At 70.2% G+C, this 26,942-nt stretch carries 24 protein-coding genes and 1 riboswitch; of the genes, 8 read left to right on the forward strand and 16 right to left on the reverse strand.

Annotation, left to right across the window (positions count from 1 at the left end; all coding sequences use genetic code 11):
• Window positions 1–41: 41 nt before the first annotated feature.
• From GTY67_RS07265 to GTY67_RS07280, 4 genes are all read right to left on the reverse strand, one after another.
• Window positions 42–1,070, reverse strand: a complete 1,029-nt coding sequence (locus GTY67_RS07265) for a C40 family peptidase (RefSeq protein WP_093692988.1) — start codon at window positions 1,068–1,070, stop codon at window positions 42–44.
• Between the two features lie 266 nt (window positions 1,071–1,336).
• A complete protein-coding gene (locus GTY67_RS07270) occupies window positions 1,337–2,371 on the reverse strand; it encodes an NlpC/P60 family protein (protein ID WP_093692989.1) in 1,035 nt (344 codons plus the stop codon).
• Between the two features lie 292 nt (window positions 2,372–2,663).
• Entirely contained in the window at window positions 2,664–4,025 is a 1,362-nt protein-coding gene (locus GTY67_RS07275; protein WP_161278140.1) for an NYN domain-containing protein, read from the reverse strand.
• 39 nt (window positions 4,026–4,064) lie between these two features.
• Window positions 4,065–4,307, reverse strand: coding sequence for a hypothetical protein (locus GTY67_RS07280; protein ID WP_015608051.1), 243 nt, complete (start codon window positions 4,305–4,307; stop codon window positions 4,065–4,067).
• A 194-nt stretch (window positions 4,308–4,501) separates the two neighbouring features.
• Here GTY67_RS07280 and GTY67_RS07285 point away from each other — a divergent pair, with 194 nt between their 5' ends.
• Both GTY67_RS07285 and GTY67_RS07290 read left to right on the forward strand, forming a co-directional pair.
• Window positions 4,502–5,254, forward strand: coding sequence for a rhomboid family intramembrane serine protease (locus tag GTY67_RS07285; protein WP_161278141.1), 753 nt, complete (start codon window positions 4,502–4,504; stop codon window positions 5,252–5,254).
• Window positions 5,251–5,532 (forward strand): Lrp/AsnC ligand binding domain-containing protein, encoded by a 282-nt coding sequence (locus GTY67_RS07290; protein ID WP_003969641.1) that lies wholly within the window; start codon window positions 5,251–5,253, stop codon window positions 5,530–5,532. The genes GTY67_RS07285 and GTY67_RS07290 overlap by 4 nt, the downstream gene beginning before the upstream one ends.
• Window positions 5,533–5,594: 62 nt before the next feature.
• Here GTY67_RS07290 and GTY67_RS07295 read toward each other — a convergent pair whose 3' ends face one another.
• The 6 genes from GTY67_RS07295 to GTY67_RS07320 all read right to left on the reverse strand — a co-directional run bounded on the left by GTY67_RS07295 (window position 5,595) and on the right by GTY67_RS07320 (window position 12,752).
• A complete protein-coding gene (locus GTY67_RS07295) occupies window positions 5,595–6,974 on the reverse strand; it encodes an aminotransferase class V-fold PLP-dependent enzyme (protein ID WP_161278142.1) in 1,380 nt (459 codons plus the stop codon).
• 206 nt (window positions 6,975–7,180) lie between these two features.
• A riboswitch (SAM riboswitch) is annotated at window positions 7,181–7,298 on the reverse strand.
• An 86-nt stretch (window positions 7,299–7,384) separates the two neighbouring features.
• Complete coding sequence (gene trpD, locus GTY67_RS07300) at window positions 7,385–8,449, reverse strand: anthranilate phosphoribosyltransferase (protein ID WP_093693021.1); 1,065 nt, start codon at window positions 8,447–8,449, stop codon at window positions 7,385–7,387.
• A gap of 124 nt (window positions 8,450–8,573) precedes the next feature.
• Window positions 8,574–10,220: a cytochrome bc complex cytochrome b subunit gene (locus GTY67_RS07305; RefSeq protein WP_093692993.1), complete on the reverse strand. Its 1,647-nt coding sequence runs from the start codon at window positions 10,218–10,220 to the stop codon at window positions 8,574–8,576.
• The gene (locus GTY67_RS07310; protein ID WP_093692994.1) at window positions 10,217–11,269 is read right to left on the reverse strand and encodes a Rieske 2Fe-2S domain-containing protein; all 1,053 of its coding nucleotides are present in this window, start codon (window positions 11,267–11,269) and stop codon (window positions 10,217–10,219) included. The genes GTY67_RS07305 and GTY67_RS07310 overlap by 4 nt, the downstream gene beginning before the upstream one ends.
• Window positions 11,266–12,075, reverse strand: coding sequence for a c-type cytochrome (locus GTY67_RS07315; RefSeq protein ID WP_093692995.1), 810 nt, complete (start codon window positions 12,073–12,075; stop codon window positions 11,266–11,268). The genes GTY67_RS07310 and GTY67_RS07315 overlap by 4 nt, the downstream gene beginning before the upstream one ends.
• Before the next feature lie 56 nt (window positions 12,076–12,131).
• On the reverse strand, window positions 12,132–12,752 hold the full coding sequence (locus GTY67_RS07320; RefSeq protein ID WP_093692996.1) for a heme-copper oxidase subunit III: 621 nt from the start codon (window positions 12,750–12,752) through the stop codon (window positions 12,132–12,134).
• A 187-nt stretch (window positions 12,753–12,939) separates the two neighbouring features.
• On the opposite strand from GTY67_RS07320, the gene GTY67_RS07325 reads away from it, so the two are divergent.
• Window positions 12,940–13,341 carry a response regulator transcription factor gene (locus GTY67_RS07325; RefSeq protein ID WP_030564241.1) on the forward strand — a complete coding sequence of 134 codons (402 nt, stop codon included), beginning with the start codon at window positions 12,940–12,942 and terminating at the stop codon, window positions 13,339–13,341.
• Window positions 13,342–13,401: 60 nt separating this feature from the next.
• Here GTY67_RS07325 and GTY67_RS07330 read toward each other — a convergent pair whose 3' ends face one another.
• From GTY67_RS07330 to coxB, 4 genes are all read right to left on the reverse strand, one after another.
• Window positions 13,402–14,655: an Ig-like domain-containing protein gene (locus tag GTY67_RS07330; RefSeq protein WP_093692997.1), complete on the reverse strand. Its 1,254-nt coding sequence runs from the start codon at window positions 14,653–14,655 to the stop codon at window positions 13,402–13,404.
• A 136-nt stretch (window positions 14,656–14,791) separates the two neighbouring features.
• A complete protein-coding gene (locus tag GTY67_RS07335) occupies window positions 14,792–15,190 on the reverse strand; it encodes a cytochrome c oxidase subunit 4 (protein ID WP_093692998.1) in 399 nt (132 codons plus the stop codon).
• Window positions 15,187–16,923: a cytochrome c oxidase subunit I gene (gene ctaD / locus GTY67_RS07340; protein ID WP_093692999.1), complete on the reverse strand. Its 1,737-nt coding sequence runs from the start codon at window positions 16,921–16,923 to the stop codon at window positions 15,187–15,189. Before ctaD ends, GTY67_RS07335 begins: the two co-directional genes overlap by 4 nt.
• Window positions 16,920–17,888 (reverse strand): cytochrome c oxidase subunit II, encoded by a 969-nt coding sequence (coxB, locus tag GTY67_RS07345; protein WP_093693000.1) that lies wholly within the window; start codon window positions 17,886–17,888, stop codon window positions 16,920–16,922. The genes ctaD and coxB overlap by 4 nt, the downstream gene beginning before the upstream one ends.
• Before the next feature lie 272 nt (window positions 17,889–18,160).
• Between coxB and GTY67_RS07350 the strand changes: the two genes are divergently transcribed.
• A complete protein-coding gene (locus GTY67_RS07350; RefSeq protein WP_161278143.1) occupies window positions 18,161–19,543 on the forward strand; it encodes a cysteine desulfurase/sulfurtransferase TusA family protein in 1,383 nt (460 codons plus the stop codon).
• Here the strand turns inward: GTY67_RS07350 and GTY67_RS07355 are convergent, their stop codons facing one another.
• Entirely contained in the window at window positions 19,544–20,518 is a 975-nt protein-coding gene (locus tag GTY67_RS07355) for a carbohydrate kinase family protein (RefSeq protein ID WP_093693002.1), read from the reverse strand.
• 156 nt (window positions 20,519–20,674) lie between these two features.
• On the opposite strand from GTY67_RS07355, the gene GTY67_RS07360 reads away from it, so the two are divergent.
• Window positions 20,675–20,872, forward strand: a complete 198-nt coding sequence (locus GTY67_RS07360; RefSeq protein WP_093693003.1) for a hypothetical protein — start codon at window positions 20,675–20,677, stop codon at window positions 20,870–20,872.
• Between the two features lie 157 nt (window positions 20,873–21,029).
• On the forward strand, window positions 21,030–22,466 hold the full coding sequence (locus GTY67_RS07365; RefSeq protein WP_161278144.1) for a hypothetical protein: 1,437 nt from the start codon (window positions 21,030–21,032) through the stop codon (window positions 22,464–22,466).
• Between the two features lie 77 nt (window positions 22,467–22,543).
• Here GTY67_RS07365 and GTY67_RS07370 read toward each other — a convergent pair whose 3' ends face one another.
• On the reverse strand, window positions 22,544–22,900 hold the full coding sequence (locus GTY67_RS07370; protein WP_003969624.1) for an iron-sulfur cluster assembly accessory protein: 357 nt from the start codon (window positions 22,898–22,900) through the stop codon (window positions 22,544–22,546).
• 251 nt (window positions 22,901–23,151) lie between these two features.
• Between GTY67_RS07370 and nadA the strand changes: the two genes are divergently transcribed.
• Window positions 23,152–24,330 carry a quinolinate synthase NadA gene (gene nadA / locus GTY67_RS07375; protein WP_093693005.1) on the forward strand — a complete coding sequence of 393 codons (1,179 nt, stop codon included), beginning with the start codon at window positions 23,152–23,154 and terminating at the stop codon, window positions 24,328–24,330.
• A gap of 241 nt (window positions 24,331–24,571) precedes the next feature.
• Window positions 24,572–26,941 (forward strand): tetratricopeptide repeat protein, encoded by a 2,370-nt coding sequence (locus tag GTY67_RS07380; RefSeq protein WP_161278145.1) that lies wholly within the window; start codon window positions 24,572–24,574, stop codon window positions 26,939–26,941.
• Window position 26,942 lies beyond the last annotated feature (1 nt).

Genomic DNA, 26,942 nt, shown 5'->3' on the forward strand with positions numbered 1-26,942 from the left:
CCGGGCGGGCGGTCGGCCCGGCGGCCGGATCCGGGCGGTGGTCAGATCCGGGTGACTGAGGAGACGGGCATCATCCCGACGGGGTCGTAGCGGATCGCGGCGCCCGGGTAGGGGGCGTGGATGACCTGGCCGTTGCCCACGTACATGGCGATGTGGCTGGCGTCGGCGCGGTAGGCGACCAGGTCGCCGGGCTGGGCCTGGGAGAGGGGGACCATGCGGCCCGCGTACCGCTGGGCCTGCGAGGTGCGGGGCAGGCTCACCCCGGCCTGGGCGTAGGCCCACTGCATGAGGCCGGAACAGTCGAATCCGGAGGGCCCGTTGGCGCCCCACACGTACGGCTTGCCGAGCGCCTGGCGTACGGCGGCCACGGCGGACATCGCGCGGGCCGAGCCGGGGGCGACGCCGGAGAGGTCGGGGGCGCCGTCGCGGCCGGAGCGGGAGACCCGGTCGAAGGAGGCGCGGTCCTCGGCGGGCAGGGAGTTCAGCAGCTGCCGGGCCTGGCGGAGCTTGGCCTCGACGGATCTCTTGTGGCGGGTGACGGCGGCCCGGTTGCGCTCCAGCTCGGCGAGGGCGCGGTTGGCCTCGGCGCGGGTCTGGGCGACGCCTCGCTGGGCGCGGCGGAGCTTGTCCAGGGTGAGCGCCTGGCGGACGCCGGCCCGGTCGAGGGCGGCGGCCCGCTCCAGGTAGGTGTCCGGGTCGGAGGAGAGCAGCAGGGCGAGCGCCGGGTCGATGGAGCCGGTGCGGTACTGGGCGCCCGCCATCGCGCCCAGGGAGTTGCGCATCCGGTTGATGGCCTCCTGGCCGCGGGCGGTGGCGTCCTGGGCGCGGTCCGCCTCGCCGCGCAGCCGCTCCACCCGCTCGCCGGCCTCGTTGTAGAGCTCGGTGGCCTTCTCGGCCTCGCCGTAGAGCCGGTCGACGGCCGCCTTGGCGCTCTCGCGGGTGTCCTTCGGGTCGGCGCTCGCCGGGGCTCCGGTCAGGGTCGCGGCCGCGGTGGCGGCGGCCGCCGTGACGACCGTGGCGCGGACGCCCCGATGGAGGCCGGACTGGGTGGGACGGCGATGGGACACCACAGGAAGCCGCACTTCCTTCCGCTGACGCAGTTGACGCAGGAACGCGCGGCGCCCTGCCGCCCGGGACGGGCGGACCGATGGGCGGGAGCCGCACAGCAGCCAGACAGTAATCGGACGACTACCGGGCGGCCAAAGACCTCGCCGGTGGCGGAAGGGGCGTCGAACAGCGCTGCCCCGCCGGTGACCTCGGTCTCCGGGCGGGGCAGGGCGTCAGCGTGGGGTGGGGCGATTCCCTCGTTCGGGCGTCGCTCCGGGCGGGCGTGGCGTCAGATGCGGACGCCGAACTGGAAGGTGCCCATGTAGTCCATCGACTCGTAGCGGACGACGGTGCCCGGCTTCGGGGCGTGCAGGATCTGGTTGTTGCCGGCGTAGAAGCCGACGTGCGACAGGCCGTTGAAGAAGACCAGGTCGCCCGGCTTGAGCTGACCCCGGCCGATCTTCACTCCGTCGTTCTGCTGGGTGTACGTGGTCCGGCTGATGTTGACACCGGCCTGGGCGAAGGCCCACTGGGTCAGCCCGGAGCAGTCGTAGGAGTTGGGGCCCGAGCCGCCGGAGACGTACGGCTTGCCGAGCTGGGTGGCGGCGGCGGAGAGGGCGGCGGCGCCACGGTTGGAGGCGGGGGCCTCGTTGCCGAGCTGGACGCGCTCGCTGGTGGCGCGGCTGGCGCGGTCCTTCGCCTCTTCCTCCTGGGCGATCTTCGCCCGCTCGGCGGCGGTCAGGCTGTTGAGCAGCCGCTGCGCGTCGGCCAGCTTGGCCTGGTACTTCTTCTTGTTCTCGCCGAGCTGCTTGCGGACGTCGGCGAGGTCGCCGAGCTTGTCCTGGGCTTCCTTGCGCTGCTGGGCGAGGGTGCGCTGCTTGGCCTGGATCTTCTGCAGGGACTCCGTCTGCTTGACCGTCAGCTGGTCGAGTGCGGAGGCCTGGTCGAGGAAGCTGTCCGGGTCCGAGGCGAGGAAGAGGGCGACCGAGGGGTCGATGCCGCCGGAGCGGTACTGCGCGGTGGCGATCGAACCCAGCTCGCCGCGCAGGTCGTTGAGCTCGTCCTGGCCGCGGGCGACCTTGTCCTGGAGCGCGTCGACCTGCTTCTTGAGCTTGTCCTGCTGCTCCTTGGCCCCGTTGTACTTCTCGGTGGCGGCCTCGGCCTCGTGGTAGAGCTTGTCGACCTTCGCCTTGACCTCGTTCTTGGTCGGCTTGGGGTCGGCGTGGGCGGCCTGGGAGGTCAGGGCCACGGCCGCAGCGGCGGTCGCGGTGAGCACGGTCACGCGGGTGCGGCTCGGCTGCTTGGGACGACGGTGGGACGCCACGAAGGCGAGCTCCTTCTTCCTCGAGCCGCCTACCGGGCTTGTGGGGGATGGGATCCCCGGCTCCGTGCACATGACGGACTAGGCGGTTCCTTCGCTGCCACCCCGGATGGGTGATCAACCGTGCGAAGGTTCGAGGCCTGACCCTAGTGACCCTCTTGTGATCAGTTCAAATCCTCACAGGATTTTTCTTGTCACATCAGGCACTTCTTTACTCTCACTCCACCACGTGTAGTGGCGACTTGACGGTACGTTCCCAAAAAACCGGCATGCCACACATGTCGCACATCTGTGCCTAGACGCGCGAAAGGCGCTTCAGGAGCAAGACGGACGCGACGGGTCTGGCGCCGGCCTTGGCCACCCCGTCCGCGACCTCGCGGTCGGTGGAGACCACCACCACGGGCCGTCCCGGCGGTTCCGCGCGGGCCAGTTGACGGATCAGCTCGTCCGCGGTGACCCCCGCCTTGCTGAAGAGCACCCGCACCCCGCGCGGCGGCGCGAGCAGCACCGGGGCGGCCAGTTCGGCGCCGTCGAAGACGCAGGTCATCTCGGCGCCGGTCTGCGCGGCGAGCACCGAGAGGCCGCCCAGCAGCCGCAACCGCTGCTTCTCCAGCGGCATCTGGGGATAGCCGGTCTTGGTGACGTTGTAGCCGTCCACGATGAGATGCGCCTGCGGCAGCGCGAGGAGCTGGTCCAGCAGCGCCGGGTCCGTATCGGAAAGCGCCCTGGCGGCAATGTCCTTGGGCGACATCCGGCCCGGCTCCACCGCGTCCACGCTGTCGGCCGGGCGCGCCGTCACCGGCGGCAGGGCCAGCTCACGCCGGAGCCCGGAGGCCGCGTCCAGCACGGTGTCCAGGAGCAGCCGCAGCCGCATGTCCTCCATCGACCGCCCCTCGCGGGAGGCCCGGCGGCCCGCCTCCACGGCCGCCTCCGCCTCGCCGAGCCGGTGCTTGAGCCGGCGCGACTCGCTCTCTGCGGCGGAGAGCTGTGCGGCGGCCTCGGCGCGCTGGGCATCGGCCTCGGCGGCGCTGCGGCGCAGGGCGGCCTCGCCGCGCTTCACCTCGCTCAGCGCGGAGCGCAGCTTGCGCTGGAGGGACTCGGACTCCTTGCGGGCAGCGTCCAGCTCGGCGCGGAGCCGCTCGGTCTCGCTGCGGGTGTGGGCGCGGGCCCGCTCCAGCTCCTCGCGCAGCTGGACCAGTTCGCGCCGGGTCTCCTCGTCCACCCGCTCCGCGTCGGCCCGCTGGACCTCCTCGCCGGCCGCCTCGACCAGCTTGACCCAGCCCACCGGGCGCAGCACATAGGCGGCCGCGGCCACATCGACGGGGTCGGCGGCGGCGGGCGGCGAACCGGCCTCCAGCGCACCGGCCAGCTCCGGCTGGGCCTGGCTCAGCCGCTCACCGATGCGCTGCCGGAAGAGCGGCTCGCTCTCCAGGGCGGCGGCCATCGCGTTCCCGGCGAACTTGGCCCGCCGAGTCGGGGTGAACCGGGCATACTGCCGCAACTGGGCGGGCAGTTCGGCGACGGTCAGCCCGCCGAAGGCGTCCGCGACCAGGGCGATGACCCGCCGCCGTACGCCTTCGGGCAGCGGGCGGTCGAGCGCCTCGGCACCGCCGTCGGCCGCATCGGCCGGTTCGGCGCCGCTGGTCGGCTGATCCACCGTCCGTCACCCCATAGATATGTCTGTCGGTGCGCTCCCTCAGGAGGCGGCACCCGGCCTGTCCACCAGTTCGATCTGGTCCACCGCGTTGCACCAACGACAGCGGACCGACTCGATGGTCTCACTGACCACCTCCCGCTCCTCGACACTGGACTCACCGGCCAGGTCGAGGTGCACGTACTCCACGACCTTGGAGGACCGCGTCACGTCGAAGCGCGTGAGATTGCCGCACAGGGTGCAGCGCCAGCGGGTCCCGTCGGTCGGCAGGGGAACCGTCGTCATCGTTGCGTCCTCTTTCGTCGTCTCCGACAGCGCGCGCCGGGCGTGCCGCCGCGTCGCTTCCTGTCCTACGTCAAGGATCTCGCGGTGCGCCGTCGAACTGCGGAAGTCCTGGCGTAACCCTACGGCCTCGCGTATAGGCATCGGCACGGCGAGGCGCTCCGTCCCGATCTCCCCCGGTACGTCATGCTCTGTACATGATCGACGTGCGGCGGATCGACTGGCGGGCCACGACCAGGAGGATCCGGGGCAGCACGGCGGGCGGGGCGCCGGTGACGTACGGGCTGATCGCCCTGTGCTGCACGATCTTCCTGATCAGCCCGCTCTCCGGGTTCGGCGGCGCCGCCTACGGCAGCCAGGACGCGCTGCTCGCCGCGCAGGCCGGGTACTTCGAGCGGTGGGGGGTGATCCCGGCCGAGCTGTGGGAGGGCTCGCCGCGCGCCCTGGCCACCCCGTTCACCGCGCTGTTCGTCCACGGCAGCTGGCTGCACCTGCTGGGCAACCTGCTCTTCCTGTACGTGTTCGGGGCGATGGCCGAGGAGCGGATGGGCCGGGTGCGGTTCGCCCTCTTCTACGTGGGGTGCGGCTACCTGGCGCTGGTCTGCTACGCGGCGGTGCACGCGGACTCCGAGCAGACCCTGGTCGGCGCGTCGGGCGCGATCTCGGCGGTGCTCGGGGCCTTCCTTTACCTGTTCCCCAAGGCCCGGGTGACCAGCCTGTTCCCGTTCCTCTTCTTCCTGCCGCTGCGGTTCCCCGCCTGGATCGTGCTGGTCTTCTGGTTCGGGCTCCAGTGGGCGGCGGCCCAGGCGGCGGACGCGGGGCCGGGGGTGGCGTATCTGGCGCATGTGGCGGGGTTCGCGGCCGGGTTCCTCTACGCCTGGGGACGCTACGGGCGAAGGACTAGAGTGAAGGTTCCAGCCACGGCCACCGAGGGAGACAGCCAGCCGTGATCACCGCGATCGTGCTCATCAAGACCAGCGTGGACCGGATTCCGGAGATCGCCGAGGCCATCGCCGCGCTGGACAGCGTCAGCGAGGTCTTCTCCGTCACCGGCACCTACGACCTGATCGCCATGGTCCGGGTCGCCCGCCACGACGACCTCGCCGATGTCATCCCCGGCCGGATCAGCAAGATCCCGGGCGTCGAGGGCACCGACACGCATGTGGCGTTCCGTACGTACTCCCAGCACGACCTGGAAGCGGCGTTCGCCATCGGCCTGGACGCGTAGGACGTAGCTTTTCGGCCGGGGACAGGCGCGCTGCCTGTCCCCGGCCGAAGTGTTTGCCAGCCTCAGATCTGTGCGGCCTCGCCCCGGTCCGGGACGCAACGGCCGTCCTCGGTGCGGTACTTCCACTGGGCGCCCTCGCGGACCAGCTCGGTGACCGCGCGCAGGAACCGGTCGATGTGCTCGTCCGGCGTACCGGCCCCGAAGCTGACGCGGATGGCGTTGAGCGAGCGCTCGCCCGGCTCGGCCTCGGGGGCGCCGCACTCGCCCGGGTCCTGCGGGTCGCTGCCGAGGAGGGTGCGGACCAGCGGATGGGCGCAGAAGAGGCCGTCGCGGACGCCGATGCCGTATTCGGCGGAGAGCGCGGCGGCGAAGTGCGAGCTGTTCCAGCCGCGCACCACGAAGGAGATGACGCCGACCCGGGGCGCGTCGTCGCCGAAGAGCGACAGCACCTGGACCTCGGGGACCTCGGCGAGCCCTTCGCGTACCCGGCTCACCAGCTCCTGTTCCCGGGCGACCAGGTTGTCGAAGCCCGCCTCGGTGAGGGCCTTGCAGGCGGAGGCGATGGAGTAGACCCCGATGACGTTGGGCGAACCGGCCTCGTGGCGGGCGGCGGTGGTGTGCCAGTCGACGTCCACGCCGCCGTCGGCGCGCCGGGCGACCTTGCGGGAGGCTCCGCCGCCGGCGAGGTACGGCTCGGCCGCCTGGAGCCAGTCGGCGCGGCCGGCGAGGACCCCGGAGCCGAAGGGCGCGTACAGCTTGTGGCCGGAGAACGCGACCCAGTCGACGTCCAGTTCGGCGATGTCGACGGGGTGGTGCGGGGCGAGCTGGGCGGCGTCGAGGACGATCCGGGCGCCGTGCGCGTGGGCGGCGGCGGCCAGCTCCTTCACCGGCCACAGCTCACCGGTCACGTTGGAGGCGCCGGTGACGCAGACGAGGGCGGGGCCGTAGGGGTCGCGGTCGGCGAGGGCCCGCTCCAGGGTCTCCACCGCCTGGCCCGGCGTGCGGGGCGCGTTGAGGTAGGTGACCTGGGCGTCGCGCCAGGGCAGCAGCGAGGCGTGGTGCTCGGTCTCGTACACGAACACCTGGCAGTTCGCGGGGATCGCGGCGGCCAGCAGGTTGAGGGAGTCGGTGGTGGAGCGGGTGAAGACGACCTGGTCCTCGGCGCGGCAGCCGAGGAACTCCGCGACCGTGCGGCGGCTGTTCTCGAAGAGGTCGGTGGAGAGCTGCGAGAGGTATCCGGCACCGCGGTGGACGCTGCCGTAGTACGGGGCGTACGCGGCGACGTCGTCCCAGACCCGCTGGAGGGCCGGGGCGCTGGCGGCGTAGTCGAGTGCGGCGTAGGTGACTTCACCGCCGGTGACGAGCGGAACAGTGACATCCTGCCCCAAAACGGGCAGCGGGGCACAAACCGACGGGTCGATGGCAGCGGTGGAGACAGACATGGCGAACTCCCGTAAAAGGCAGGCGAAATCAACGCGCCTGCGGATACGCGACGGCGCGGAGAAGGAAGGAGAAGAAGGTGCGCTGAAGGAGGGCGTTCAGCCCAGGACATGAGAAGCCCTGGGACGAGCCCTAACGCATTCGCTTGCTCACAAGAGGCTCCCTAGGGACCAGGACCCCGGGGGCTGACGTCCACTGGACGCCGAGGGGCCCGCGCTTGCCGCAGACCTCGCTGCCTACGGCCTGGTCTTCACCCGGGGCACCCCGCCACGGACGGAGGGTTGCCGGACAGCGGGCCGGGGCCGTAGTCGCTGTCACTCATGACCTGCGCAGCATCTTGCCATATGTATGCGCACGCGCAAGGGCGCAGTCCGGCATCCGGACTGCGCCCTACGTCACACCGTGGCTACCGTCAGGCGTTGCTGGCCGCGACCCACCGCTCCAGCGCGCGCTTGGCGGCCCCGGAGTCGATGGCCTCGGCCGCCACCGCGATCTTCGCCGCGATCTGCTCGGTCAGCGTGCCGGGGCCCGGGTCGAGGGCGACCAGCGCCGCCGCCGAGTTGAGCAGCACCGCCTCCCGTACCGCGCCGCCCTCGCCGTCCAGCAGGCGGCGGGCCACATCGGCGTTGTACGAGGCGTCGGCGCCGCGCAGCGCCTCGACGGGGACCAGCGGGAGGCCGACGTCGCGCGGGTCGAAGGGCTCCTCGCGGACCGTGCCGTCCCGGACCACCCAGACCCGCGAGGTGGCGGTGGTGGTCAGCTCGTCGAGGCCGTCGTCGCCGCGGAAGACGAGCGCCGAGTTGCCCCGCTCCGCGAGGACGCCCGCGACGATGGGCGCCATCCGGGCGTCAGCCACCCCGATGGCCTGGGAGCGCACCTGGGCCGGGTTGGTGAGGGGGCCCAGGATGTTGAACGTGGTCTGCGCGCCCAGCTCCCGGCGGGCCTTGGCGGCGTACCGCAGGGCGGGGTGGAACTTGACGGCGAAGCAGAAGGTGATGCCCGCGGCCTCGGCGACCTCGACCACCCGTTGCGGGGTCAGCTCCAGGTTGACGCCGAGCTTCTCCAGTACGTCGGAGGAGCCGCTCGCCGATGAGGCGGCCCGGTTTCCGTGCTTGACGACCTTGGCGCCGGTCCCGGCGATGACGATCGCGGACATGGTCGAGATGTTGACCGTCTTGGCGAGGTCGCCGCCGGTGCCGACGATGTCGACGGTGCGGCCGGGTACGTGGATGGTGTTGGCGTGCGCGTACATCGCGCGCACCAGGCCGGTGACCTCCTCGACGGTCTCGCCCTTGGCCCGCAGCGCGACCGCGAAGCCGGCGATCTGCGCGTCGGTCGCCTCGCCGCTCATGATGCGGTCCATCGCCCAGGCGGTCTCCTCCGATGAGAGGTTCTCGCCGCGCAGCAGGGGGTTCAGCAGGCCGGGCCAGGAACGGTCCGCCACGCTGTCGCCGCCGCTCGGGGTCACAACGTTCATGGTCCGCTCCAGGGGGTCCACAGCCGGTAAAGAGTCCGGCTCCACCCTATCCAGCCACCGGGACCGCGAAGAGCCCCGTCCATCGAATGGACGGGGCTCCCGCTGTGGCGATCAGGTCAGGTGATCAGTGGTGGCCGTGGCCCTCGGTGATCTCCTTGTACTCCTCCGCGGTGGGCTTGGCGATCTGGTTGTTCTCGCCGTAGTAGCCCTTGCTGAGCTTGGCGCGCAGCTTCTGGACCGGGGAGATCTTGCGCTTGACGCCGTTCTCGTCGACCTCGGGGCCGAGTTCGACCGGCTTGTACTGCTCGTGCGCGGTGAGCGTGTGCAGCTGCCCCGGGGAGAGCGGCTCGTGGATCTCGACGAACTCACCGTGCGGCAGGCGCTTGATGATGCCGGTCTCGCGACCGTGCAGCACCTTGTCCCGGTCGCGGCGCTGGAGGCCCAGGCAGATCCGCTTCGTGACGATGAACGCGATGACCGGTCCGGCGAAGAAGAAGATCCGGACGAACCACGAGATGGCGTTCAGCGACAGATGGAAGTGCGTGGCCCACAGGTCGTTGCCACCGCCGACGAGGCCGATGAAGTACGCCGTGATCCAGGCGACGCCGAGCGCCGTACGGGTCGGGGCGTTGCGCGGGCGGTCCAGGATGTGGTGCTCGCGCTTGTCCCCGGTGATCCAGGACTCGATGAACGGGTACACCGCGGGCAGCGAGAGCACCAGCCCGAAGAGGACCAGCGGGATGAACACGCCCAGGTTGAGCGTGTGGCCCCAGAAGACGATCTCCCAGCCCGGCATGACACGGACCAGACCCTCGGCGAAGCCCATGTACCAGTCGGGCTGGGCGCCGGTGGACACCTGGTCCGGGCGGTACGGGCCGAGCGCCCAGATCGGGTTGATCGTGGCGATCGCCGAGATGATGGCGATGATGCCGAAGACCAGGAAGAAGAAGCCTCCGGCCTTCGCCATGTAGACCGGCAGCAGCGGCATGCCGACGACGTTCTTGTTCGTCTTGCCGGGACCCGCGAACTGCGTGTGCTTGTGGTAGAAGACCAGGATCAGGTGGGCCACCAGCAGCCCGAGCATGATGCCCGGCAGCAGCAGGATGTGGATCGAGTAGAACCGGGCCACGAAGTCGTGGCCGGGGAACTCGCCGCCGAACAGGAACATCGAGATGTACGTACCGACGATCGGCACGGACAGGATCGCGCCCTGGGTGAAGCGGACACCCGTACCGGAGAGCAGGTCGTCCGGGAGGGAGTAGCCGGTGAAGCCGGTGAACATGCCCAGCACGAACAGCAGGAAGCCGAAGAGCCAGTTGATCTCGCGCGGCTTGCGGAAGGCGCCCGTGAAGAAGACGCGCATCATGTGCACGAACATGCCGGCCAGGAAGATCAGCGCGGCCCAGTGGTGGATCTGCCGGACGAGCAGACCGCCGCGGACCTCGAAGCTGATCTTCAGCGTGGAGGCGTACGCCTCCGACATGCGGATGCCCTGCATGGGCTCGTACGGGCCGTGGTAGACGACCTCGTTCATGCTCGGCTGGAAGAACAGCGTCAGATACACACCCGTGAGGATGATGATGATGAAGCTGTAGAGCGCGACCTCACCGAGCATGAAGGACCAGTGGTCCGGGAAGATCTTGCGCATGTTGGCCTTGGCCAGGCCGTAGATGCCCAGCCGGCCGTCCGCCCAGTCGGCGACCCGCTCGCCCGCGGGTGCCTTGCGCTGTCCCGCCTGGTCGGCGGGCGGGTTGGTTGTCGCAGTACTCATCCGCGCTCCCAGAAGGAAGGGCCGACGGGCTCGTCGAAGTCACCGAGCGCCTCGAGGTTGCCCTCGCTGTTCACACCGATCCGCAGCTGCGGAAGGGGGTGGCCGGCCGGACCGAAGATGACGCGGGCGCCGTCGGAGAGGTCGAAGGTGGACTGGTGGCACGGGCAGAGCACGTGGTGTGTCTGCTGCTCGTACAGGCTGATGGGGCAGCCGACGTGGGTGCAGATCTTGGAGAAGGCGACGATGCCCTCGTGGGCCCAGTCGCGCTGGCGCTTGTCCTTGATGTCGTCCGGCTCGATGCGGACGATCATCAGGGCGGCCTTGGCGATCTGCGACTGGAAGTCGTGCGCGTCCTCCTCCAGGCCCTCGGGCATGGCGAAGGTGAGCGAGCCCACGGCGACGTGCTCGGGGCGCAGCGGCTGCATCGTGTTCATGTTGACGAGCAGCTTGCCCTTGGCCCACATCGTGGTGCGGAGCTTCTTCTCCGGGAGCGGACCGAGGTCGCGCAGCAGCACCACACCGGAGAGCGGCACCAGGGCCAGCGCGCCGAAGAGGGTGGTGCGGATCAGCTTGCGACGGCCGATCGCGGACTCCTCGGCACCGGCCTTGAAGTCGGCGAGGACCTGGGCCTTGACCTCGGGGGGCGCCTCGATCGGGTGGCGTTCGGCCGGAACCTCGACGTCGGACATCAGGGTGCGCGCCCAGTGGACGGCACCCGCGCCGATGAAGAAGAGCGCGAAGCCGAGCGTCAGTCCCAGGGAGAAGTTGAGCGCGCTCACATGGCCGAAGGGCCAGATGTAGACGATCTTGTCCACCGGGAAGATGACGTAGGAGGCGATGAAGCCCACCGTCGACAGCATCGAAAGGGTGAACATGAAGGCGACGGCCCGCTCGGAGCGGTTCGCGGCGCGTTCGTCGAGGTCCTGGATGCGCGGCTTGTGGGCCGGCAGCCCCGGGTCGGCGAACGGGTCGTCCGTACCCTCCACCGCGCCGTGCGCGGTCTCCTGCACGACGGGCAGGTTGTCTTCTGGAATCTGTTGGCTACTCATGACTTCTTGGCCTTAGCGGTGTGGGCCGCGACCCAGACGGCGGTTGCGACGAGGGCGCCGAGCCCGAAGATCCAGGCGAAGAGGCCTTCGCTGACCGGGCCCAGACCGCCGAGGGAGAGGCCACCGGGGCTCGCCGTCTCGTCACCGTTCACGGACTTGATGTACGCGATGATGTCCTTCTTCTCCTGCTCCGGCATCGTCGTGTCGGGGAAGGAGGGCATGCTCTGCGGGCCGGTCTGCATGGCCTCGTAGATGTGCTTCGGGCTCACGCCTTCGAGGTCCGGGGCGTACTTGCCCTTGGTGAGGGCGCCGCCCTTGCCCGTGAAGTTGTGGCACTGGGCGCAGTTGTTGCGGAACAGTTCGCCACCCTTGGCGACGTCCGCACCGGCCGGGTCGACCTGCTTGTCGGTCGGCGTGATGGGACCGGCGCCGAGCGACGCGACGTACGCCGCGAGCTGGTCGATCTCCGCCTGGGTGTAGATGACCTTCTTCTTCGGTACCTGGGCGCCCGGCTGCTGCGCGGGCATACGGCCCGTACCGACCTGGAAGTCGACGGCGGCGGAGCCCACGCCCACGAGGGACGGCCCGTCGGTGGTGCCCTGACCGCCGGTTCCGTGGCAGCTGGCGCAGCCTACGGTGTAGAGCTTCTTGCCCTCGTCGATGGCGAGGGACTGGGCGGTTTCATCGGCCTGCGCCTTGCCCGCAGGCGCAAACGCGGCGTACAGCCCCCCGGTAGCCGCCAGCGCGAGGAGTAGTACGACGACCGCCGCCAGCGGATGGCGTCGTCGTGCGGAGAGCTTTTTCACGGATTACCCCGGTGTCAGGATCTTCTGCGTCGATGGTGGGCGGGTGCGAGCCCCGGTTACTTGATCATGTAGATCGTTGCGAACAGACCGATCCACACCACGTCCACGAAGTGCCAGTAGTAGGACACGACGATGGCCGCGGTGGCCTGGTCATGGGTGAACCTCTTGGCCGCGTACGTCCTGCCGAGAACCAGCAGGAAGGCGATGAGACCGCCCGTCACGTGCAGACCGTGGAAGCCGGTGGTCAGGTAGAACACCGAGCCGTACGGGTCGGACGAGAGGGAGAGCCCCGCGTCCTTGACCAGCTCGGTGTACTCCAGGACCTGGCCGCCGATGAAGATCGAACCCATCACGAACGTCACGATGAACCAGGTGCGGAGCTTCTTCACATCGCCCCGCTCGGCGGCGAACACGCCGAGCTGGCAGGTGAGTGAGGAAAGCACCAGGATCGTGGTGTTCGTGGCCGAGAACGGGAAGTTCAGATGACCGGCCATCTCCTTCCAGTACTCGGGTCCCATCACCGATCGCAGGGTGAAGTACATCGCGAAGAGGGCCGCGAAGAACATCAGCTCGGAACTCAACCAGATGATGGTTCCGACGCTGGTGAGGTTCGGCCGATTGACCGACGGGTGCGCGTGCCCGGTTTCTACTGTCGTTGCTGTCGCCACGACCGACATTATGTCGGTCGCTTATCCCGCCCTCACTCCGGGGGGTGCCGTTCGGTGTGTCAGTGGCGTGTGTCCTGCCCGAACGGCCCATCGAATCGGTGTCCTTACCGGTGCTGACGGCCGGTCGGTCGGAGTACGATCCGCGCATCGGTTCATGCCCCGAGAGCCCCGAAGACACAGATGTCACGGAGGAACAATGCAGGCGACCGCCACGGTCCTGGTCTACAGCGACGACGCCAACATCCGCGAGCAGGTGAAGCTGGCAGCCGGTCGCAGGCCTGCCGCCGACGTGCCACCGGTGAAGTTCCTGGAGTGCGCGACGCTTCCGGCCGTGCTGGCTGCGCTGGACGGCGGCGGGATCGACGTCTGCGTCCTGGACGGCGAGACGGCTCCCATCGGCGGCATGGGCGTCTGCCGTCAGATCAAGGACGAGATCTTCCACTGCCCCCCGGTCCTCCTGCTGATCGGCCGACCCCAGGACGCCTGGCTGGCCACCTGGAGCCGGGCGGAGGCCGCTGTGACGCTGCCGGTGGACCCGGTGGAGTTCGCCGACGCGCTGGCGGCACTGCTGCGCGCCCGGCTCGCCGTGGAGGCCTGAGAGGGCCCCTCAGGCCCGCCAGGAGCGCCCCGCGGTGCGGGGCGCTCCTGTTGTGTCCGGTCAGACATGGGGGCGCAGCCGGGCCGCCTGGAGCGTCTGCGGGCTGTCCGGCACGCCTTCGTTGAGGGCGCTGCCCTTCTGCCACTTCTCCCAGGAGAGGTTCCAGTCACCGAACCCGTTGTCGAACGGGGTCATGGTCTCCCCCGCGCTGCCGACGACCTTGACGATGTCGCCCTGGCGCACGGTGTCGAAGAACCACTCGGCGTTGCCGGTGGACATCCCGGTGCAGCCGTGGCTGACGTTGGCGCTGCCCTGGGAGCCGACGGACCAGGGCGCGGCGTGGACGTACTCGCCGCTCCAGGTCACCCGGGTGGCCCAGTAGACGGGCAGGTCGTACGACTCCGAGGAGCCGGCCGCGATGCCGATGCTCTCCCCGCGCATCCGGACGAACTGCTCCTTGGCGAGGACCACCTTGATGCCGTTGCGGGTGGAGAAGCCGGGCTTGCCGGTGGTGACCGGAATGGTGTTGATCACTTCTCCGTTGCGCAGGACCGTCATGGTGTGGGTCGAGGCGTCGGTGAGGGCTTCGATCCGGTCGCCGGTGGTGATCTTCAGGGGCTTGGCCTCGGCCCCGTACAGGGCGTTGGTCACCTTGATGCCGGCCAGGTTGGAGCGGACCTCGATGGTGGCGTTGGTGGGCCAGAACTCCTGGGGCCGGTAGTGCAGCTTCTTGTCGTCGACCCAGTACCAGGAGCCGGTGGCGGCCGGGGTGGAGCGGACCTTCAGGGCGCGCTCCACGGTGGCCCTGGAGGCCTTGTCGGTGACCGGAGCGCTGAGTTCCGCCGTGATGGGCTGTCCGACGCCGTAGGTGCCCGCCTCCGGGCCGAAGGCGACCTTCAGCAGCTTCTTGGGCGCGGAGGTGTCGAAGGAGAGCGTACGGGTGCCGGGAGCGCCGTCCCCGTTCTCGGTGGAGACCCTGACGGTGTATCCGGTGCCGGCGGCCAGCGGGGCCGTGGAGCGCCACCTCCGGCCGTCGGCGGAGAGCTCGCCCGCCAGGTGGCGGCCGCCGGTGTCGACGGCGCTGACGTCGGTGATGCGGCCGTCGTCACCCTTGACGGTGACTTCGAGCGGCTTGTCGGGGTCGGCCTTCTGGTTCTTGGAGGGACCGTTGAAGGAGACCTGGTCCCCGGCGTCGTACGGCTTCGTCGACAGCGGGTGTCCGTCGGGCTCGCCACAGGCGGTCGCACCCGCGCCAAGGGTCACGACCAGCAGAGTGCAGCTCACTACGGTGCGGATGCGCGGCGTGTGGTTCATGAAGCCACGCTAAGAAGATTCATCCGATCCAGCGCGTTCAATGACTCCGAACGAGCGAGGGGCCCGCGTCGCTTGCTTGCGACGCGAGCCCCTCGTGGGGTAGTGCGGTGTCACTCTTGGCACCCTGGAGAACGGGTCACTGGGTGCGGTTCTCACCCCGGTAGTACTCGAAGACCCAGCCGAAGAGGCCGATCAGGAGCAGCGGGGCCGAGAAGTACAGCAGCCACCAGCCGAAGACGACGCCCAGGAAGGCGAAGGCGCCACCGACGGCCAGGGAGAGCGGCTGCCAGCTGTGCGGGGAGAAGAACCCCAGCTCGCCCGCCTCGTCGGCGACGTCCGCCTCCTTGTTGTCCTGGGCCATGGCGTCGACCCGGTTGGCCGTGAAGGCCAGGTAGAAGCCGATCATGACCGAGAGCCCGAAGGCCAGGAAGAGCGCCGTGGTGCCGACCGGCTCCTTCGACCACACGCCGTACACGACGGCCATGCCGAGGATGAAGACGCTCAGCCAGATGAACATCTGTCCCTGGATCTTCACTTGCCTGCCTCCTTGCCGCCGGCGAGGGCCTTGTCCGACTCGGAGTGGTGCTCAAGCTGTTCGAGCGCCGCGATCTCCGGGTGGTGCAGGTCGAACGCCGGGGATTCGGAACGGATCCGCGGCAGGGTGAGGAAGTTGTGCCGCGGGGGCGGGCAGGAGGTCGCCCACTCCAGCGAACGGCCGTAACCCCAGGGGTCGTCGACCTCGACCTTCTTGCCGTACTTCGCGGTCTTCCAGACGTTGTAGAAGAACGGGAGCATCGACAGGCCGAGCACGAAGGACGCGATCGTGGAGATCGTGTTCAGCGCGGTGAAGCCGTCGGCGGCGAGGTAGTCCGCGTAGCGACGCGGCATTCCCTCGGCACCGAGCCAGTGCTGCACCAGGAACGTGCCGTGGAAGCCGACGAACAGCGTCCAGAAGGTGATCTTCCCGAGCCGCTCGTCCAGCATCTTGCCGGTGAACTTCGGCCACCAGAAGTGGAATCCGGAGAACATCGCGAAGACCACGGTGCCGAAGATGACGTAGTGGAAGTGCGCGACGACGAAGTACGAGTCGGAGACGTGGAAGTCCATCGGCGGCGAGGCCAGGATGACGCCGGTCAGACCACCGAAGGTGAAGGTGATCAGGAAGCCGACGGCCCAGAGCATCGGTGTCTCGAAGGACAACGAGCCCTTCCACATGGTGCCGATCCAGTTGAAGAACTTCACACCCGTCGGCACCGCGATGAGGAACGTCATGAAGGAGAAGAACGGCAACAGCACGCCGCCCGTCACATACATGTGGTGCGCCCACACCGTCACCGAAAGGCCGGCGATGGCGATCGTCGCGGCGATCAGGCCGATGTAGCCGAACATCGGCTTGCGGCTGAATACCGGGATGACCTCGGAAATGATTCCGAAGAACGGCAGGGCGATGATGTACACCTCTGGGTGTCCGAAGAACCAGAAGAGGTGTTGCCACAGCAACGCGCCGCCGTTGGCGGAGTCGAAGATATGCGCACCGAATTTCCGATCCGCCTCCAGCGCGAAGAGCGCGGCGGCGAGAACGGGGAAGGCCAGCAGGACCAGGACACCGGTCAGCAGGACGTTCCAGGTGAAGATCGGCATGCGGAACATCGTCATGCCGGGGGCGCGCATGCAGATGATCGTGGTGATGAAGTTGACCGAGCCGAGGATCGTGCCGAAGCCGGAGAAGGCCAGACCCATGATCCACATGTCGGCGCCGATGCCCGGCGAGCGGACGGCGTCGTTCAGCGGCGCGTAGGCGAACCAGCCGAAGTCGGCTGCGCCCTGCGGGGTGAGGAAGCCGGCCACCGCGATGAGCGAGCCGAAGAGGTACAGCCAGTACGCGAACATGTTCAGCCGCGGGAACGCCACATCGGGCGCGCCGATCTGGAGCGGCATGATCCAGTTCGCGAATCCGGCGAACAGCGGCGTCGCGAACATCAGCAGCATGATCGTGCCGTGCATCGTGAACGCCTGGTTGAACTGCTCGTTCGACATGATCTGCGTGCCGGGACGAGCGAGCTCGGCGCGCATGAAGAGCGCCATGAGTCCGCCGATGATGAAGAAGGCGAACGACGTGACCAGGTAGAGCGAGCCGATCGTCTTGTGGTCAGTGGTGGTCAGCCACTTGATGACGACGTTTCCCGGCTCCTTGCGGCGCACGGGCAGCTCGTCCTCGTACGAGTCGTCTGCCGGTGCCGCACCCTGAGGTTCGTTGAGGATGCTCACAGTTGCTTCTTCTCCGAATTCCTGGCCGGGTCGGTCTGCTCGATGCCTGCCGGCATGTAGCCCGTCTGACCCTTCTCAGCCAGCTCCTTGAGGTGCTGCTGGTACCGCTCCGGGGAGACGACCTTGACGTTGAAGAGCATCCGGGAGTGGTCGACGCCGCAGAGCTCGGCGCACTTGCCCATGAAGGTGCCCTCCCGGTTGGGAGTCACCTCGAAGACGTTGGTGTGGCCCGGGATGACGTCCTGCTTCATGAGGAACGGCACCACCCAGAAGGAGTGGATGACGTCACGCGAAGTGAGGACGAAGCGGACCTTCTCCCCCTTCGGCAGCCACAGGGTCGGGCCCGGGTTGCCGTTCTGGGGGTTGCGCGTCCCGGGGATGCCCGCGTCGTAGACGCCGGTGGCGTCCGCGGGGAAGTCCTTCTGGAACTTTTCGGGGATGGCCGCGAGCTCCTTGGGAACCTCGCCGCCCGCAGCGGGCTGGCCTTCCACCTTCTCGATGTAGTTGAAGCCCCAGCTCCACTGGTAGCCGACCACGTTGACCGTGTGGGCCGGCTTGTCGGAGAGCTCGAGGAGCTTCGACTCATCACGCGCGGTGAAGTAGAAGAGCACCGAGACGATGATGAGGGGAACCACTGTGTACAACGCCTCGATGGGCATGTTGTACCTGGTCTGCGGAGGTACCTCCACCTTGGTCCGGCTACGCCGGTGGAAGATGACGCTCCAGAGGATCAGCCCCCAGACAAGGACACCCGTGACGAGCGCTGCCGCCCACGAGCCTTGCCAGAGGGAGAGGATCCGAGGGGCCTCTTCCGTTACCGGGGTGGGCATACCGAGGCGGGGAAAATCCTCCCAGTTGTATGAACAACCGGAGGCCGTCGCCAGGACCAGGCCCGCAGTCAGCACCTGCGGCAGCTTCCGCCGCATCGGGCGCCGCGACGAGCGGTCGGAGCCGTTGGGACTCACGTAGCGCCTTCCCGAGAGTCTCGCCCGCACGGTCGGCGCGCCCGTCTCTCTGGTCGGTCGCCGTCCCTGTCGCGGGCAGGGGTTTGGATGTTTATGCGGACCAAACCCTACTGGACGCTATTTGGGGTCGCGCGGGGAGGGTGCCCAACGCGCCGCCCGACTCCCCGAAGGGGTGGAATCCGGGCCTCCGGCGCCCATCTGACGGCCTCTCTCCCGGCCCGTGCGGGCAGGCGGGCGCCGGGGCGGGGAGCGGTGCGGGCTAGCGTGGCGGCGTGCCCTACTTCGACGCCGCCTCCGCCGCCCCCCTGCACCCCGTCGCACGCCAGGCGCTGCTTGCCGCGCTGGACGAGGGCTGGGCCGACCCCGCCCGCCTGTACCGCGAGGGGCGGCGCGCCCGGCTGCTGCTGGACGCCGCCCGGGAGGCCGCCGCGGACGCCGTCGGCTGCCGTCCGGACGAGCTGGTCTTCACCTCTTCGGGGACCACCGCCGTCCACGCCGGAATTGCCGGAGCTCTTTCGGGGCGTCGGCGTGTCGGCCGCCATCTGGCCCTCTCGGCGGTCGAACACTCCTCGGTGCTCCATTCGGCGGCGGCCCACGAGGCGGCGGGCGGCTCCTTCACCGAGGTGCCGGTGGGGCGGTCGGGGGCGGTGGACCCGGCGGCGTACGCCGGAGCGCTGCGACCCGACACCGCGCTGGCCTGCCTCCAGTCGGCCAACCACGAGGTGGGGACCGAACAGCCGGTGGCCGAGGTGGCCGCGCTCTGCGCCGAGGCGGGAGTGCCGCTGCTGGTGGACGCCGCGCAGTCGCTGGGGTGGGGTCCGGTGGCGGGCGGCTGGTCGCTGCTGACGGCGAGCGCGCACAAGTGGGGCGGGCCGGCCGGGGTGGGGCTGCTGGCGGTACGCAAGGGGGTGCGGTTCGCCCCGCAAGGCCCGGCCGGGGAGCGGGAGTCGGGCCGGGCGCCGGGGTTCGAGAACCTGCCGGCGATCGTGGCGGCGGCGGCCTCGCTCCGTGCGGTACGGGAGGAGGCGGCGGCCGAGGCGGTGCGGCTGCGGGCGCTGGTCGGCCGGATCCGGTCGGTCGTGGCCGAGCGGGTGGGCGATGTGGAGGTGGTCGGTGATCCGGAGCGGCGGCTGCCGCATCTGGTCACCTTCTCCTGTCTCTATGTCGACGGGGAGACTCTGCTGCACGAACTGGACCGGCACGGTTTCTCCGTATCGTCCGGTTCGTCCTGCACAAGCAGCACGCTGGAGCCGAGCCATGTGCTCAAGGCGATGGGCGTGCTGTCGGAGGGGAACGTCCGGGTGTCGCTGCCGCCGGGCACGGCGGAGGCCGATGTGGAGCGGTTCCTGGAGGTGGTGCCCGGGGTGGTCGCGGAGGTACGGGAGCGGCTCGGCGCCCCGGTCTCCTCGCCGCCCTCCCCCGCGCCCGCCGCCTCCCTGGTGGTGGACGCGCTCGGCCGGCGCTGCCCGATCCCGGTGATCGAGCTCGCAAAGGTGATCGGGGAGGTACCGGTGGGCGCCACGGTGACGGTGCTCGCCGACGACGAGGCGGCGCGGCTGGACATCCCCGCCTGGTGCGAGATGCGGGAGCAGGAGTACGTGGGCGAGGAGCCGGCGGACCGCGGCTCGGCCTATGTGGTCCGCCGGCTCAGCTGATCACGCCAGGTGCTGCTGGACCTCGGCGGCGGCGTCGTGGCCGTACGCCTTGGTGAAGCGGTCCATGAAGTGGGTGCGGCGCAGGGTGTACTCCTGGGTGCCGACCGTCTCGATGACCAGGGTGGCGAGCATGCAGCCGACCTGGGCGGCGCGCTCCAGGCCGACGCCCCAGGCGAGACCGGAGAGGAACCCGGCCCGGAAGGCGTCGCCGACGCCGGTCGGGTCGGCCTTGGTGTCCTCCTCGGGGCAGCCGACCTCGATGACGGGCTCGCCGGCCTTCTCGATGCGCACACCGCGCGAGCCGAGCGTGGTCACCCGGTGGCCGACCTTGGACAGGATCTCCTCGTCGCTCCAGCCGGTCTTGGACTCGATGAGCCCCTTCTCGTACTCGTTGGAGAAGAGGTAGGTGGCGCCCTCCAGCAGGATGCGGATCTCCTCGCCGTTCATCCGCGCGATCTGCTGCGAGAAGTCCGCGGCGAAGGGGATCTTCCGCGAGCGGCACTCCTCGGTGTGGCGGAGCATCGCCTCCGGGTCGTCCGCGCCGATCGAGACGAGGTCGAGGCCGCCGACGCGGTCCGCGACGCTCTTCAGCTCGATGAGGCGGGCCTCGCTCATCGCGCCCGTGTAGAAGGAGCCGATCTGGTTGTGGTCGGCGTCGGTGGTGCAGACGAAGCGGGCGGTGTGCAGCACCTCGGAGATCCGGACCGAGCCGGTCTCCACACCGTGCCGGTCCAGCCAGGCGCGGTACTCGTCGAAGTCGGAGCCCGCGGCGCCCACGAGGATCGGCTTGGTGCCGAGCAGCCCCATGCCGAAGCAGATGTTGGCGGCGACACCGCCCCGGCGCACATCGAGGTTGTCGACCAGGAAGGAGAGGGAGACCGTGTGCAGCTGATCCGCGACCAGCTGGTCGGCGAAGCGGCCGGGGAAGGTCATGAGGTGATCGGTGGCGATGGAGCCGGTGACTGCGATACGCACGGGGAGGCTTCTCCTGCGGAAGGCGAAGGGCCGAGGTGCGCCCTCCGGGACGGCGTGACAGTTCACGCTACCGGGTGAGCTCTCCGGGCGGGAAAAGGGAAAACTACCCGATAGTAGGGCTTTCTACCTGAGCGTGACCGTGGTTACGGTGCGGATATGTCGAACCACACCGCATCGCGAGAGTCCGAAGTGAGCCTGGCCGAGTTGCGCGGGGACTGTGCGCGCATGGCTCCGCACTGGGCCGCCCCCGTGAAGACCGTCACCGCGCCGGTGAAGCCGTCGCTGATCCACGGGGTGACGGTGCCGCCCGCGTCGGCGCGGCTGATCGACGCGATGTCCGAGTACGGGGACTGACCACTTCGGCACTCTTTTCGGCCGGAACTGTACGGGCCCCACGCCCGGTTCGCCGTCGTACGGGAACCGCATCCTCCTCCGCTCCGTCCCACCGGTGTCCCCGTCCGGGGGCACGCGGTAGTGAACGCGACGGCAACGCAGTCGAAGGAGCGATCCGGTGAGCACCGAGCGACCCGACAACGACGTGACCGGCCCCCGGCGGCGGCGTCCGCCGCTCGCGGTGGCCTCGGTGGCGGCAGCGGTGCTGCTGGCCGGGGGCGGCGGCGCCTACTGGGCCGCCACCGCCTCCGGCGACGGCGCGGCGGACAGCGGTGGCAGCGCCTCCCGCGTCAAGGCCCCCGTGCTGGCCCTGGACGCCGCCGAGGCGGGCCGGGAGGCCACGCCCGGCGACCCGAGCACCCCGCCCCCGGGCATCGCCCCCGGTGAACCGGACCCGAACGGTCCGCCCGTGGTCTACCGGGCGGCGGGCCAGCTCCCCGACGGTCCGGACAAGGCGGCGGTCCACCGCGCCACGGGCACGGTCGCCTCGGCGGAGGTCGCCCGGCTGGCGAAGGCGCTCGGCATCCCGGGGACCCCGCGGACCGTGGACGCGTCCTGGGTGGTGGGTGACGAGGACGGGCCCGGTGCGCTCCTGAAGGTCACCAAGCAGGCCCCGGGCACCTGGACGTTCGCCCGCACCACCCCGACGAAGCCCTGCGAGCCGGGGAAGATGTGCGCGAACCAGAGCCCGCCGGAGGCCGACGGGCAGCCGGTGAGCGAGAAGGCCGCGAAGGCCGCCGCGGTGCCGGTGCTCAAGGCCGTCGGCCAGGACGACGCGGCGCTGAACGCGGGCCAGCTCATGGGCGACGTACGCGTGGTGAACGCGGATCCCAAGGTGGACGGGCTGCCGACGTACGGCTGGTCGACCGGGGTGCAGATCGGCCCGGACGGCAAGGTGGCCGGGGGCAGCGGGCAGCTGAAGGCGCTGGAGAAGGGCGACACCTACCCGGTGGTCGGGGCCGAGGAGGCGCTCAAGCAGCTCAACGAGGCGAGCAGGGCCAAGGGGGACGGGGGCAAGGACATCGGCGGCTGCGCCACCCCCGTACCGCTGGAGGGTGAGCCCAAGCCCACGGACCTCCAGTGCGTGCCGTCGAACGGCAAGCGGGCGCCGGTCACGCAGACGGTCGAGGACGCGGTGTTCGGCCTGGCCCTCCAGTACGTCGACGGCCGGCAGACCCTCGTACCGTCCTGGCTGTTCCACGTCCGGCAGGCGCCGGGCGGGCCGGAGAGCACGGTCACGCAGATCGCGGTGGCGCCGGAGTTCGTCGAGAAGCCCACGGAGCCGACGCCCTCGGGCGACCGCAAGGCGACCTCGTACGCGGCCGACGGCCGGACCCTGGAGGTCACCTTCTGGGGCGGGGTCTGCTCCACCTACACGGCGAGCGCCGAGGAGAGCCCGGGGCAGGTGCGGATCACCATCGCGGAGAAGAAGCAGAAGGACGGCGCCTGCATCATGATCGCCAAGGAGCTGAAGCGGACCGTGACGCTGAAGGAGCCGCTGGGCGACCGGACGGTGATCGACGCGGAGAGCGGAGCGACGGTGCCGCGCAGCTGAGCGTGGGGTGAACCTACGAGGGCGGCCCCGGGAGTGATTCCCGGGGCCGCCCTCGTACGTGCGTGTTCTCGCAGCGCTCAGCTGAACGAGTCGCCGCAGGCGCAGGAGCCGGTGGCGTTCGGGTTGTCGATCGTGAAGCCCTGCTTCTCGATGGTGTCGACGAAGTCGATGGAGGCGCCGCCCAGGTACGGGGCGCTCATGCGGTCGGTGACGACCTTGACACCGTCGAAGTCCTTGACGACATCGCCGTCGAGCGAACGCTCGTCGAAGAAGAGCTGATAGCGCAGGCCCGAGCAACCGCCGGGCTGGACGGCGACGCGCAGCGCCAGGTCCTCGCGGCCTTCCTGCTCCAGCAGGCCCTTGACCTTGGCTGCGGCGGCGTCGGACAGGAGGATGCCGTCGCTCACGGTGGTGGTCTCGTCCGATACGGACATCTGCTTCTCTCCCGGGTTGTACGGACTGCTTGCCGACGGTTCAACCGTCTCAGCCGCGGATTCATTCCGGGCCAAGCGCTTGTCTGTTCCTTTTCATGCTCGCACACCCGGCCGCCCGGGGGATGCGTCACATCGACGCTATCGGCATCGTCAAAGTGACACGAAGGAGCTATGATAGATAGCGTCAAATAGACGAAAAGGCGCGTTCGCAGAAGCGCAGAGCAGAACGCAGAGAAGAAAGGGTGCGTGACGTGACCACGGCCCAGCCCCTGGACGTACAGCCGACACCCCTCGCGCTGCTGCTGCTCGGCCGCGAGGCCGACCCGAGGAGCGAGCGAGGCGTCGAATGCCCCGGCGACCTCCCCTCCCCCTCCGACCCGGACCTGGTCGCGCGCGCCCGCGCGGCGAAGGAGAAGCTCGGGGACAAGGTCTTCGTCCTCGGCCACCACTACCAGCGCGACGAGGTCATCCAGTTCGCGGACGTGACCGGCGACTCCTTCAAGCTCGCCCGTGACGCGGCCGCGCGCCCGGAGGCGGAGTACATCGTCTTCTGCGGTGTGCACTTCATGGCCGAGTCCGCCGACATCCTCACCACGGACGCCCAGGCGGTCGTGCTGCCGGACCTGGCGGCGGGCTGTTCGATGGCCGACATGGCCACCGCCGAGCAGGTCGCCGAGTGCTGGGACGTGCTGACGGAGGCCGGGGTCGCCGACCAGGTGGTCCCCGTCTCGTACATGAACTCCTCCGCCGACATCAAGGCCTTCACCGGCAAGCACGGCGGCACGATCTGCACCTCGTCCAACGCGAAACGGGCCCTGGAGTGGGCCTTCGAGCAGGGCGAGAAGATCCTCTTCCTCCCCGACCAGCACCTGGGCCGCAATACCGCCGTGCGGGACATGGGGATGAGCCTGGAGGACTGCGTCCTGTACAACCCGCACAAGCCGAACGGCGGCCTCACCGCCGAGCAGCTGCGGGACGCGAAGATGATCCTGTGGCGCGGCCACTGCTCGGTCCACGGCCGCTTCTCGGTCGAGTCGGTCGAGGACGTCCGGGCCCGCATCCCCGGCGTCAACGTGCTGGTGCACCCGGAGTGCAAGCACGAGGTCGTGGCGGCGGCGGACTACGTCGGTTCGACGGAGTACATCATCAAGGCCCTGGAGGCGGCCCCGGCCGGCTCGAAGTGGGCCATCGGTACGGAGCTGAACCTGGTCCGCCGCCTGGCGAACCGTTTCGCCTCCGAGGACAAGGAGATCGTCTTCCTCGACAAGACGGTCTGCTTCTGCTCCACGATGAACCGGATCGACCTGCCGCACCTGGTCTGGACGCTGGAGTCGCTGGCCGAGGGCAAGCTGGTCAACCGGATCGAGGTCGACCCGGAGACGGAGAAGTACGCGAAGCTCGCCCTGGAGCGGATGCTGGCGCTGCCGTAACCGGGAGCCGTATCCACTGCCGGAAGCCCCGGAGGCCCCGGTACGCCGCAGGTCGGCGTACCGGGGCTTTTCGCTGCCGGACGCCCCTTTCCGCCCCTTTCCGCCCCCTTCCGCGCGCAGGCTGAATCTTCTCCATACGGCACCCGGCCCCACCTCCCCGTAACTACGCTGCTACTCACCGCAGCGGGCCGTGGCGCGCGCGGGACTGACCTGATGGAACGGCGAGAGCGGTGGGGCGGGCATGAGTTACGAGGACCGTGGGACGGGTGCGGGCGACGAGGCGCGGGGGGCGGGGGGTCCCGACGCGCGGGCGGTAGCTGCCGATCCGGGCAGCCGTGCGCAGACGGAGACGACCGGCCCGGGCGGCCTCCCTCAGGCCGAGGAGGAGGTACGGAGTCGGCGTGCCGCGGCCGAGGGCGACCCCGCCGCCGGCCGGCCCGGGCTGGCGGCCGCGCTGGGCGCCCTCTCCGCGCTCCGTGCCGAGGCCGGGGACCGGGAAGGGGCGGTGGCTCCGGCCCGGGAGGCGGTCGAGATCTACCGGTTGCTCAGCGAGAACCCCGAGGACGGCTTCGTACCCACGCTGGCCGGGGCCCTGCGCCGGCTCTCGGACCGGATCTCCGCCATCGGCGACCACACCGCCGCCCTGCCCCCGGCGAAGGAGGCCGCGAAGCTGTACGCCGACCTCGGCATGAAGCGCCCGGACCGCTACCAGTCCGAGCTGGCCGAGGCCATGAACGCCCTGGGTGACCGGATCGCCGACACCGGGGACCGGACGACCCCCGTGCCGTTCGGGAAGCAGGCCGTACGGCTGGAGCGGGAGCTGGTGGAGGAGAAGCACCCCGACGCGTCCGTACCGGCGCTCGTGGAGTACCTGCTGAACTACGCCCGGCATCTGGCGGCCGCCGGAGAGCCGGTGGAAGCGGTGCCCCGGGCCGAGGAGGCGGTCGGCCATCTCCGGAGCCTCGCCGCCGAGGACCCGGAGGCGTTCCGGCCCAGGCTCGCCGCCGCCCTTCACGCGCTGGGCGGCCACCGGGCGGCGGTGAGCGACGTGTCAGGGGCGGTCGAGGCGGCCCAGGAGGCGTGCGGCGTCCTCCGCGAACTCACCGGTCGGCGGCCGGACGCCTTCCGCCCGGAGCTGGCCACGGCACTCGACGGCCTCGCCGGTCACCTCAGCAAGGCGGGCGACCCGGCGGAGGGCCGGCGGGCGGCGGAGGAGGCCGTGGCCCTCCACCGCGAGTCGGCCGCACAGGACCGACCCGGCCTCGCCGCCGCCCTGCTCACCCTGGCCCGGTGCCTGGCCTCCACCGGGGACCCGGTGGGTGCGCTGCCGCCGGTGCGGGAGGCCGTCGACCTGTGGCGGGGGCTGGGGGACGCCTTCCTGCCGGAGCTGGCCGACTGCCTCCAGGTGCTCGGTACGTACGTGGAGCTGAACGGTGACACCGAGGGGGCGGTGGAGGCGTTCTGGGAGGCGGTGGCGCTCCACCGGGCCCTGGCGCTGGAGGAGGGGCCGGGCGCCTGCGCCGCCTCGGTCACCGCCCTGGTCTCGGCGCTGGACGACCTGGCCCGGGCGCTGGCGCGGACCGGTGAGCATATGGCGGCCATCGACGAGTTCGAGGAGACCGTCAAGGAGTTCGAGGAGGCCGACCCGGCGACCGCCCGGCGCCTGCGCGTGGAGCGGGACATCTTCCTGCTGCGCTGCCCCGAGCCGTGGCCCGGGAACGGGATGACCGAACTGGTGGCGTGGCTGGACCGTGAAGCGGAGGGCGGCGGGGGCGCGGACACCGTGACCGTACGGGCCCGGCAGGCGCTGCGTTCGTACGGTGACACGGCGGCGGTGCGCACGGCGTGGGAGGAGGAGACCTTCACGCCCGTGCCGGACTGGCTCGCGCTGCGGCCGGAGACCCTGGAGCTGGTCAGCGCCTGGATGTTCGCGCCCAACTGGCCCCGGTCACGGGACTTCTGGTCCGAGAACGCGGAGGTGCTGAGCGGCGAGGCGGCGGCGACGGCCCTGGACGAGCTGGCGGTCCTGGACCCGCAGGGCGCAGGGCGGCACGCCGCGCTCCGCGACGCCGTACTCGTGCACGGGGTGACCGCCGCCTACGATCCGCTGATCCTGTCGGAGCAGCTGGCGGAGTGGCTGGAGTGCGCGGACTGGACGGAGTCCCGCGCCTACCTGGAGGAGCACCCGCGCCTCCTGACCGTGACGCCGCCGGAGGACACCCCGCTGGCCCACGTCGCCATGCTCGACATCGGCCGCGCGGAGGGCCTGGACGCGGCATACCGCCTGGTGGCGGACCGGGAGGCCCTCCAGGCTTACGTGGACCGGTCGTTGGAGGCCGGCGACGGCAACGCGCTGATGCACGGCGGAGGCATCGAGGGCCAGGTCTTCGGCGACCGCCTCTCCTCCCTCACCCATGCCCAGGTGGCCCTGGTGCTCTCGGGCGAGAGCGAGGGCTTCGACCCCGACGACCTGGCCGCGCTCCGGCACATGTCCGACGAGGAGACCCGTATCCGCCTGCTGAAGGAGACCGTCGCCGTCGGCGTCCGCCACCCCGAGCGGCACGGTGAGACGCTGCGCCGGATCATCCGGGCCCTCGGCGGGGACGCCTGAC

The sequence above is a fragment of the Streptomyces sp. SID8374 genome, from assembly GCF_009865135.1.
Taxonomy (GTDB): Bacteria; Actinomycetota; Actinomycetes; order Streptomycetales; family Streptomycetaceae; genus Streptomyces.

What these genes read in the sequence shown, in the direction of transcription:
- GTY67_RS07285 (WP_161278141.1), top strand. Translation starts at nt 4,502, where the DNA reads ATGATCGACGTGCGGCGGATCGACTGGCGGGCCACGACCAGGAGGATC.
- GTY67_RS07280 (WP_015608051.1), bottom strand. Translation starts at nt 4,307, where the DNA reads ATGACGACGGTTCCCCTGCCGACCGACGGGACCCGCTGGCGCTGCACC.
- GTY67_RS07325 (WP_030564241.1), top strand. Translation starts at nt 12,940, where the DNA reads ATGCAGGCGACCGCCACGGTCCTGGTCTACAGCGACGACGCCAACATC.
- GTY67_RS07320 (WP_093692996.1), bottom strand. Translation starts at nt 12,752, where the DNA reads ATGTCGGTCGTGGCGACAGCAACGACAGTAGAAACCGGGCACGCGCAC.
- trpD (WP_093693021.1), bottom strand. Translation starts at nt 8,449, where the DNA reads ATGAACGTTGTGACCCCGAGCGGCGGCGACAGCGTGGCGGACCGTTCC.
- GTY67_RS07330 (WP_093692997.1), bottom strand. Translation starts at nt 14,655, where the DNA reads ATGAACCACACGCCGCGCATCCGCACCGTAGTGAGCTGCACTCTGCTG.
- GTY67_RS07305 (WP_093692993.1), bottom strand. Translation starts at nt 10,220, where the DNA reads ATGAGTACTGCGACAACCAACCCGCCCGCCGACCAGGCGGGACAGCGC.
- GTY67_RS07295 (WP_161278142.1), bottom strand. Translation starts at nt 6,974, where the DNA reads ATGTCTGTCTCCACCGCTGCCATCGACCCGTCGGTTTGTGCCCCGCTG.
- GTY67_RS07370 (WP_003969624.1), bottom strand. Translation starts at nt 22,900, where the DNA reads ATGTCCGTATCGGACGAGACCACCACCGTGAGCGACGGCATCCTCCTG.
- GTY67_RS07380 (WP_161278145.1), top strand. Translation starts at nt 24,572, where the DNA reads ATGAGTTACGAGGACCGTGGGACGGGTGCGGGCGACGAGGCGCGGGGG.
- GTY67_RS07360 (WP_093693003.1), top strand. Translation starts at nt 20,675, where the DNA reads ATGTCGAACCACACCGCATCGCGAGAGTCCGAAGTGAGCCTGGCCGAG.
- GTY67_RS07310 (WP_093692994.1), bottom strand. Translation starts at nt 11,269, where the DNA reads ATGAGTAGCCAACAGATTCCAGAAGACAACCTGCCCGTCGTGCAGGAG.